We start from the raw sequence: 9,061 nt of genomic DNA on the forward strand, positions 1-9,061 counted from the left end.
GGGCCCCGGGGGCGGTGGCGACCGCTACGACGCAGAATGGGGCGGTCGCTCGCACGCGCGCCATGAAGGGGCCGCGAACACCCAGCGCCGCAGGCGCTGGAAAAACGAACACAGCCCGGCTCGCGTCCGAGCGGCCGCCGCGTCCGCGACGAAGGAGCAAGCGGCGGTCGCTCGGACCCGAGCCATGAAGGGGCCGCGAACACCCAGCGCCGCAGGCGCTGGAAACCAACACACGCAGGCGCTGGAAATCAGACAGAGAGGATGGCGAGTACCTCATCGGAGGTATAGAAGGGGGCGAGGCGCTCGCGGATCAACCCGGCGAGAACCCCTTCGCGCTTCGCGCCCTCGATGACCGCCGGTCCGTACCGGAGGATTTCCTGGACGATGTCGTCACCGGTCAGACCGAGTTCGGGCAGCATGGCCGCCAAGGTGTAGTCGCCGTACTTGGTGAAGAACACCTCCACGCACTCGTCCAGGAGCAGGCCGAAGTACTCCTTCTCGCGGGTGGTGACGGCGATCTCGTAGCACAGCAGCACCAGCTCGTTGAGATCCTTCCGGCTGAGGTATTCGCGCAGACCGCTGACCGGCTCGTCGGCATGCAGATCCCAGAACTCCATCGCGGCGGCGTGCACCGGGGCATCGCGCAGCATCTCGCGGATGGCGTTGTTGGTCCGCTTGAGGGCGAACAGCGCGCCCTTGCCCGCGAGGTCGCCGACGAAGGTGCCGTCGGCGGCCTTCTTGGCGCGATTGGCCGCGGACTGGCCCAGCGACATCAGCGAGGACACACCCGGGATCTTCTCCGCGCGTTCCCGGTTGGCCTGCACGAAGTCGTTGATCAGCTTGTCCACGAACTTCGACGCGACCGTGGCCACCAGCGGGCTCTCGGTGAGCCGGTCCAGGATGCGCTCCTGCGCCTGGTGCATGCCGAAGATCTTCTCCAGCAGCGCCTCCACCGGCTCGCGCTCGACCACCTCGCCGAGCGTGTAGTCGTGGTTGGCGGCGATGTGGTCGTAGATGGAGTCGGCGAAGACCCCGACCATATCGGCGAGAACCGGACTGCCGCCGATCAGCTCGACGACCGTGCGGACGGTCTGCTTGGCCTGGTCGATCTCCACGACGTCCCGGAAGACGAGCGTGTCGGCGACTCCGAGCACCGCCTCGGTGTCGCGCGCGACCACCTCCGCGAAACGCTCGCCGGTCACCTCGGCGAGCAGGAATGCCACCTGGGCCTCCAGTAGCCGTTCGGCGATCTCACGCGGCTCGCTCATCGAATTCCACCCATCACACCTCGTGCGGCGCGCCCGGCGCGGTTCACGGCTGGTGCGGGTCGGCGTCGTTGCCGTGCAACGATTTCCGGATCCGGTCCAGGCGCTCACGCGCGGCCTGCTCACGTGCCTGCCATTGTTCGTCCACGCCGCGGCCCGCTGGAGTCTGCCGGTCGAGTTCACCCATCCCCTGCGCGGTGCCGTAGCGATGCTCGACCTTATCGCGAACTGACTCGAAAGTAGGAACGCCGGAGGCCGAATATCCGCCACTCGCGGCGGACTCCGGCATACCCGGCGGCGGTACCGGTACCGCCGGTACCGCGGAACCGCCGCCGACCTGGCCCGACACATCGGGCGTGTGCCGCGGGAACCCAGGCCCACCGGCCGGGGTGGCAGGAGTCACATTTCCGGCCGCAGCCGCATCACCGGTTTCCAACAGCCCGACCAGCGCGGCGTGGACCGCCGCGAACCCGGGACGCGCCGCCGTTGCGGCCAGCAGTACACCTGCCAACTCCGCGTCCGGCAGCCCGGCCAACCGGCTCGCGATTTCGCTGTTGTCGCTCATACCGCCAGGCTACGCACGCGCGACCGCACCGAAGGCCGTTCACGACCGCACGCGCGCACCCGCCCAGTCGCGCACCAGGTCGTACCAGGCCGAGCCGCCCACGACGATCAGATCGTTGTGCCCGGCTCCGGGGAAGACCACCAGCCGTTTCGGCTCCGGCGCCGCGGCGTAGAGCCGTTGCGCGTGCCGCAGCGGCAGCAGTTCGTCCTGGTCGCCGTGCATGATCAGCACCGGGGCGCGCAGCGCGCGGATGCGGCGTTCGTTCGGATAGGCGTTCGGCACCAAGGCCGCGGGCAGGAACGGATACACCGAGCGAGCCGCGTCGCGCAGGCCGCTGAAGGTGGACATCAGCATCACTCCGGCCGGGGGATGGTGCTGTGCCAGCTCGAGCACGACACCGCCCCCGAGGGACTTGCCCAGGTACAGCACGCGATTCGGATCGACGCCGGGCTGTTCCAGCAGCGCCCTGCGCGCGGCGCGCGCGTCCAGGTAGGTGCCGTGCTCGGTCGGTTTCCCGGTGCTGCGCCCGTAGCCGCGGTAGTCGAAGGCCAGCACGTCGAAACCGGCCTCGGTGAGCAACGCGAAGATCGGCACCCGGTCGCCGAGATTGCCCGCGTTCCCGTGCGCGAACAGGATGTGCCCGATCGAATCGCGGGCAGGCATCCACCACGCGTGCACGGTCTGCCCGTCCGCCGTGGGCAGGGACAGGTCCGTGTACTCCATGCCGAGCAGCGCCGGAGTTTGCAGCACCGTCCGCTCCGGCAGGTAAGTCAGCGCGTTGAGGATCGGACGGGCCGGGTGTCGCATGCCCTTGTTCTTACTCCTGAACAGGCAAGGCCGGGTCGGGCGGGTGCCGCGACACGAGTGCTCGAGCCGCGGCCCACCGCCGCAGGGCCGGTGCGGACGCCGGTCGCCGCCCGACCCGCGGAGACGATCGAACTCGGCCGTAGCCGGTTGCGGTGACCGCGTGCGTCAGCCGCGTAGCACCGCGCCCACGGCGTCGGCCGCCGCCGCGACGGCCGCGTCGCGTGCCGCGCTGGCCTCGTCCTCGGTGAGGGTGCGGTCGGTGGCACGGAAACGCAGGGCGTAGGTGAGCGACTTACGTCCCTCACCCGCCTGAGCGCCCTCGTACACGTCGAACAGCGCGATGTCCTCCAGCAGCTCGCCGCCGCCGGTGCGCAGTGCGGACTCGACGGACGCCGCCGGGACGGTCTTCTCGACGCTCACCGAGACGTCCTGGAGCACCGCCGGGAACGGCGACACCGTCGGGACCGGCCGGGACTCGCGCAGCGGCAGCGCGTCCAAGTCGAGTTCGACGGCGCAGGTACGCGGCGGCAGGCCGGAACGTTCCAGCACGGCGGGATGCAGCTCACCCGCGTAGCCGACAACCGTTCCGTCGACCACCAGCTCGGCGCAGCGCCCGGGATGCCAGGGCAGCTGAGCCGCCGCACGGCGCTCGATGGTCACACCGGCCGCGTCGCCGACGGCGTCGGCGAGGGCGAACGCGTCGGCGGCTTCGACCGGACGGCCCGGCCCCCACGGCCCGCGCGGTTCCCTGCGGCCGGTCAGGACAGCGGCCACGTGCACCGGCTGTTCGGGCAGCGAGTCCAGCAACTCGGCGATCTCGTCGTCGGTGGGGCGCCGGTCCACCGGCAGCGGATCGACCGCTCTGGTGTTCGCGCCCGGCAGCACGACTTGCGCGATGCCGTAGATCGCCAGGTCACGCGCGCCCCGCGAGATATTGCGGACCGCCACCTCGAGCAAACCGGGGAGCAGGGTGGTGGCCAGCTCGGCGCGCTCCACGTCGAGCGGATTCAGCACCCTGGTGGTGGCGCGGCGCGGGTCGTCGGCGTCCAGGCCCCAGGTGTCGAACACTCCGGCGGGCAGGAACACCGGCGGCGGCACCTCCACGGCGCCCGCGAACGCCAGCGCGCGGCTGACGGCGCGCCTGCGGCGCTGGGTCGGCGTGAGCCCACGCCCGGCCGGTGCGGCCGGCAGCACGGACGGGATCCGCTCCAGGCCCTCCAGCCGCAGCACCTCCTCCACCAGGTCGGCGGGCTGAGCCAGGTCGGGCCGCCAGCTCGGCGGGGTCACCACCAGCTGACCGTGCCCGGCCTCGCTGACGCCGACCTCGACCGTGCAGCCGATCTGGGCCAGGCGGCGCGCCGAGGTGCCGGTCGCGTACGTGACGCCCGCGACACGGTCGGCCAGGTCGATGTCCATCCGGATCGGCTCGGGCGCCGGGACGGGGGTCCGGACGTCGGTCAGCACGGGTTCGATGGTGCCGCCGGCGATTTCGGCCAGCAACGTGGCCGCTCGATCGAGCGCGGCCACGTTGATCTCCGGGTCGACGACCCGTTCGTACCGCTTGCCCGCCTCGGACACCAGCTTGTGCTTGCGCGCGGTCCGGTAGATCAGCAGCGGGTTCCAGGTGGCCGCCTCGAGCAGGATGTCGGTGCTCTCCGCGCCGACCTCGGTGCTCGCGCCGCCCATCACACCGGCCAAGGAGATGACGCCGGAATCGTCGGCGATCACCACGTCCTCGACGTCGAGGGCGCGCTCCACGTCGTCCAAGGTGCGCAACTTCTCGCCCTTGTGCGCGGAACGGACCACCAATCCGCCCGACACCTTGTTCGCGTCGAAGGCGTGCAGCGGCTGCCCCAGCTCCAGCATCACGTAATTGGTGACGTCCACGGCGGGCGAGATCGGGCGTACGCCCGACAACAGCAGCCTGCGCTGCAACCACCACGGGCTCACCGCCTCCGGGTCGACGCCGGTGACCCGGCGGGCCGCGAAGCGCGTGCACCGGGAGTCCGGCTCGACCCGGATCGGCCAGGCTTCCTGCTCGTGGTCGGGCAGGGTGCGCACCGCCGGATCGGCGTACTCGAGATCGAAACCGCAGGCCAGCTCGCGCGCCAGGCCGCGAACGGAGAAGCAGTAGCCGCGGTCGGGAGTGATGTTCAGCTCGATGACGGTGTCGTCCAGACCGAGCAGCGCGTTGGCGTCGGCGCCGGGCTCGGCGGTGCCCGGTTCCAGTACCAGGATGCCGGAATGGTCCTTGCCGATCCCCAGTTCGGCGACCGAGCAGATCATCCCGTTGGACACGTGACCGTAGGTCTTGCGCGAGGTGATCTCGAACCCGCCGGGCAGCACGCCGCCGGGCAGCACCACGACCACCAGATCACCGACCTGGAAATTCCGTGCGCCGCAGATGATCTCCTGCAACTCGGGCTTACCGATGTCCACCTTGCAGAAGCGGATCGGCTTCTTGAACTCGGTCAGTTCGGTGATCTCGGCGACGCGGCCGACCACCAGCGGCTCGCCGCCCTCCTCCGAACCCGCGATCCGCTCGAGCTGGTCGAGCTCTTCGACTTCCAGCCCGACCCGGACGAATCCCGCGTCGAGCTCCTCCGGCGTCACCGACCACTCCGGGTTGGTGCGCTGGATGATGTCGGTCAGCCAGGACTGCGCTACTCGCACTTGACGTTTCGCTCTCTCGATCGAAGGGTGAGGTCAGGACCGGATACCGAAGGGCAGCGTGAAACGCACGTCGCCCTCGACGATGTCGCGCATGTCCGGGATGCCGTTGCGGAACTGCAGCGTGCGCTCCAGGCCCATGCCGAAGGCGAACCCGCTGTACACCTCGGGGTCGATCCCGCTGGCGATCAGCACCTTCGGGTTCACCATGCCGCAGCCGCCCCATTCGACCCAGCCCGCACCGCCCTTCTTGTCCGGGAACCACACGTCGACCTCGGCGGAGGGCTCGGTGAACGGAAAGTAGTTGGGCCGCATGCGCGTGCGGGTCTGTGGTCCGAACAGCGCGCGAGCGAACGCGTCCAGCGTGCCGCGCAGATGCGCCATGGTCAGACCCTTGTCCACCGCCAGGCCTTCGACCTGGGAGAACACCGGTGTGTGCGTGGCGTCCAGTTCGTCGGTGCGGAAGGTGCGGCCCGGGCAGACCACGTAGATCGGCAGCTCGCGTTCCAGCATCGAACGCACCTGCACCGGCGAGGTGTGCGTGCGCAGCACTTGGCGCGAGCCCTCCGGCGCGATGTGGAAGGTGTCCTGCATGGTGCGAGCCGGATGGTCGGGCAGGAAGTTCAGCGCGTCGAAGTTGAAGTGCTCGGTCTCCACCTCGGGACCTTCGGCGACCTCCCAGCCCATCGCGACGAACACGTCGGCGATCTGCTCGGAGATGACGGTGATCGGATGCCGCGCGCCGACGGCCGCCCGGCGCGCGGGCAGCGTCACGTCGATGGTCTCGGCGACCAGCACGGCGGCGTCGCGCTCGGCCAGCAACGCGGCGCGGCGGGACTCGAACGCCTCCGACACCCTGGACCTGGCGACGTTGACCCGTTTGCCCGCGTCCGCCTTCTCCGTCTTGGGCAGGCCGCCCAGCGCGCGTTGGGCCAGCGCCAGCGGCGCCTTGCCGCCGAGGTGCTCGGTTTTCGCGACCGCGAGCGCATCCAGGTCGGCGGCAGCGGCGAACGCCTTCTCGGCGGCCGCCGCGGCCGCGGCCAGTGCCTCCTCGGTCAGCGCCGCGTTCTGCTCGCCTGCGTCGATGTCGTCGGCCACGATGCTCCGTCTCTCCCCTGGGGATCAATTCGCGGGCACCGCTGCTCGCCTGCCCGCATTGCTGCTGGTCGCAATCGTATTCGATGGGCCTCGGCGGATTCACGCGGATTACCCGCCACGCCGCGCGAGCCGTGTGGTAACCGCGAGCCGGACCGGCGCGCGCCGGCCCCGCTCCATTATCCGTCCGGAACGGCGCGACTCATCACATGCTCGCAGACGGTGACCGGTCAGGGCAGCGAAAGACCAGCTCCGACAGCCGCCGCGAAACGCCCGGCCCTGGGCGATACCCAGTGACCGGGCGCTCCGCGATCAGCGCGCGACAGTGCGGTCAGCGCGCGGCGGTGATGTGGCGGGGCAGCAACCGCGACCCCAGCGCGCCGACCGCCACGATCGCGGCACCCACCCACACCGCGGGCACCAGTCCGTCGACGTAGCTCTGCGGATCCAGGTACGAGCCCCGCGCCGCGAACACCGACGCCAGCACCGCGACGCCCATGGCGACACCGACTTCCCGCAGGGTGTTGTTGGTTCCAGAAGCCATCGCGCGGTCCTCCTCCGCCGCGGCGGCCATCACCACGGTCGCGCCGGGCGCGAAGGTCAGGCCCATGCCGATCCCGCCGAGCAGGAACGGACCGACGAACGACAGGTAACTCGCGTCGACGGAAGTGACCAACGCCATCCAGCCCAGCGCGACGGCGAGCAGCGTCTGCCCGGTGGTGAGCAGCGCACGGGCGCCGATCTTGTCGACGATCAAACCCGCCAGCGGAGCGACCACCATCGGCGCCATCGTCCACGGCATGGTGCGAATGCCGGATTGCAGCGGTCCGTAGCCCTGCACGACCTGGAAGTACTGGGCCAGCAGGAAGATCGAGCCGAAGACGCCCATCGAGAAGGTGAAGCCGGTCATGTTGCTCACCCGGAACGCGCGGGAGCGGAACAGGCGCAGCGGCAGCATCGGCTCCCGCGTGCGCAGCTCCCAGGCGATCAGGCAACCGAGCAGCAACGCACCACCGACCAGCGCGGACAGCACGCCACGAGACGTCCAGCCATCATCGGCGCCGTGGATGACGCCCCACACCACCGCCAGCACGCCGCCCGCCGACAGCAGCAGTCCCAGCAGGTCGACTCGTCGGCTGCCGCCGTGCGACTCCGCCAGCACCCGCAGCGCGAACGGCAGCACGACCAGGCCGATCGGCACGTTCACCCAGAAGATCCACTGCCAGCTCAGCCCTTCGACGACCGCGCCGCCGATGAGCGGCCCCAGCGCGACGCCGAGGCCGGCGATCCCGCCCCAGATGCCGATGGCGGCGCTGCGCATCTTCTCCGGCACCGCCGCCGACAACAGTGTCAGCGACAGTGGCATCACTCCCGCCGCGCCGAATCCCTGTACCGCCCGCGCCGCGATGAGCATGCCCGGCCCGGTCGCCAGCGCGCAGACCGCGGACGCCAGTGTGAACAGCGCGATGCCGAGCAGGAAGATCCGCCGCCTGCCCAGTCGGTCACCGACCGCGGACGCGGTGAGCAACAGCGAGGCGAACGACAGCGTGTAGGCGTTGACGAACCATTGCAGGTCGGCCAGCGAGGCGCCCAGCTCGGTGCGGATCACCGGCAGCGCGTTCGTCACGACCAGGTTGTCCAGCGTGACCATGAACATCGGGATACCGACCGCGGCGAGGACGGCGGCGAGCCTGCGACCGCCGATCGTCGCCTCGGGCGCGGCGACGGGCGCCGGGGCGGATGGAAGGGTCTCGGTCATGTCCAGTCCTTGTTGTAATCGACTGATAACTAATGCTCGAAACGGTATGCATCGACTGATAACATGTCAAGAGAAAGGCAGGTACCAGCGGAAACGGAGAACGATGGCGACCAGAACCAGGATGACGGCCTCCGAACGGGGCGAACAGGTGCTGCGCGCGGCGGTCTCCGCGTTCGCCGAATGCGGTTACGCCGCTACCAGGACCGACGAGATCGCCCGGCGAGCGGGCGTGTCACAGCCCTACGTGATCCGGCTGTTCGGCACCAAGCAGAACTTGTTCCGCGCCGCCCAGCACCGCGTCTGCGACCGGATCGAGGAGATCTTCCGCGCCGCGCGCGCCGAGGCATCGCCCGAGGCGGCCCCCGACGAAGCCCTCGCCGCCCTCGCCACCGGCTATTCGGTCTTCCTCGCCGAACGCGAACTGCTCCAACTTCTGCTGCACGGCTTCGCGGCCAGCGCGGACCCGGAGATCGGCGACCAGGTCCGGGCCAGGTTCGGCGGTATCTACCACCTGATCCGCGACCTGACCGGAGCGCCGGAAACCGAGGCGCGCCGCTTCCTCTCCACCGGAATGCTGCTCACCGTCATGAGCGCCATGCGAGTGGCGGGCCCGGACGCGGTCCCCGCGACGTGGGCGACGGAGATCTTGGAGAACTTGAGCACCGAAGGCGACTGAATTCCATTCGCGGCCCGGCTCGCGCTCGGGCCTGCGCGCCCCGGGACACCCTCAGCACCGGTCAGGCACCCGAGCTACATGCGAATGTCCCGAGCTCGAACGCCAACGCGGCCAGCGCACCGTCACTCCAGGTTCCGAGCGAAGCGAGATCGAGCCTGTTCCGTTCGCGGCCCGGCTCGCGTTTGCGCGGCCGCCGCGTACGCGACGAAGGAGCAAGCGGCGGT

General features: G+C 70.2%; 7 protein-coding genes. 1 reads left to right on the forward strand and 6 read right to left on the reverse strand.

What is annotated here, in order from left to right; translation table 11 throughout:
• Positions 1–248: 248 nt before the first annotated feature.
• The 6 genes from ACFV2O_RS36575 to ACFV2O_RS36600 form a co-directional block, all read right to left on the reverse strand.
• The gene (locus tag ACFV2O_RS36575) at positions 249–1,268 is read right to left on the reverse strand and encodes a hypothetical protein (RefSeq protein WP_379256332.1); all 1,020 of its coding nucleotides are present in this window, start codon (positions 1,266–1,268) and stop codon (positions 249–251) included.
• A gap of 43 nt (positions 1,269–1,311) precedes the next feature.
• Complete coding sequence (locus ACFV2O_RS36580) at positions 1,312–1,830, reverse strand: PspA/IM30 family protein (RefSeq protein WP_379256333.1); 519 nt, start codon at positions 1,828–1,830, stop codon at positions 1,312–1,314.
• Positions 1,831–1,869: 39 nt separating this feature from the next.
• Positions 1,870–2,637 (reverse strand): alpha/beta hydrolase, encoded by a 768-nt coding sequence (locus ACFV2O_RS36585; RefSeq protein ID WP_379256335.1) that lies wholly within the window; start codon positions 2,635–2,637, stop codon positions 1,870–1,872.
• 165 nt (positions 2,638–2,802) lie between these two features.
• Positions 2,803–5,310 carry a phenylalanine--tRNA ligase subunit beta gene (gene pheT / locus ACFV2O_RS36590; protein WP_379256336.1) on the reverse strand — a complete coding sequence of 836 codons (2,508 nt, stop codon included), beginning with the start codon at positions 5,308–5,310 and terminating at the stop codon, positions 2,803–2,805.
• Between the two features lie 33 nt (positions 5,311–5,343).
• Complete coding sequence (pheS, locus tag ACFV2O_RS36595; protein ID WP_355080644.1) at positions 5,344–6,405, reverse strand: phenylalanine--tRNA ligase subunit alpha; 1,062 nt, start codon at positions 6,403–6,405, stop codon at positions 5,344–5,346.
• A gap of 328 nt (positions 6,406–6,733) precedes the next feature.
• Entirely contained in the window at positions 6,734–8,161 is a 1,428-nt protein-coding gene (locus ACFV2O_RS36600) for an MFS transporter (RefSeq protein WP_379256338.1), read from the reverse strand.
• Between the two features lie 103 nt (positions 8,162–8,264).
• Between ACFV2O_RS36600 and ACFV2O_RS36605 the strand changes: the two genes are divergently transcribed.
• On the forward strand, positions 8,265–8,837 hold the full coding sequence (locus ACFV2O_RS36605) for a TetR/AcrR family transcriptional regulator (protein ID WP_379256340.1): 573 nt from the start codon (positions 8,265–8,267) through the stop codon (positions 8,835–8,837).
• The last annotated feature ends 224 nt before the right edge of the window (positions 8,838–9,061 follow it).

The organism is Nocardia sp. NPDC059691 (assembly GCF_042733915.1).
Lineage (GTDB): Bacteria > Actinomycetota > Actinomycetes > Mycobacteriales > Mycobacteriaceae > Nocardia > Nocardia sichangensis.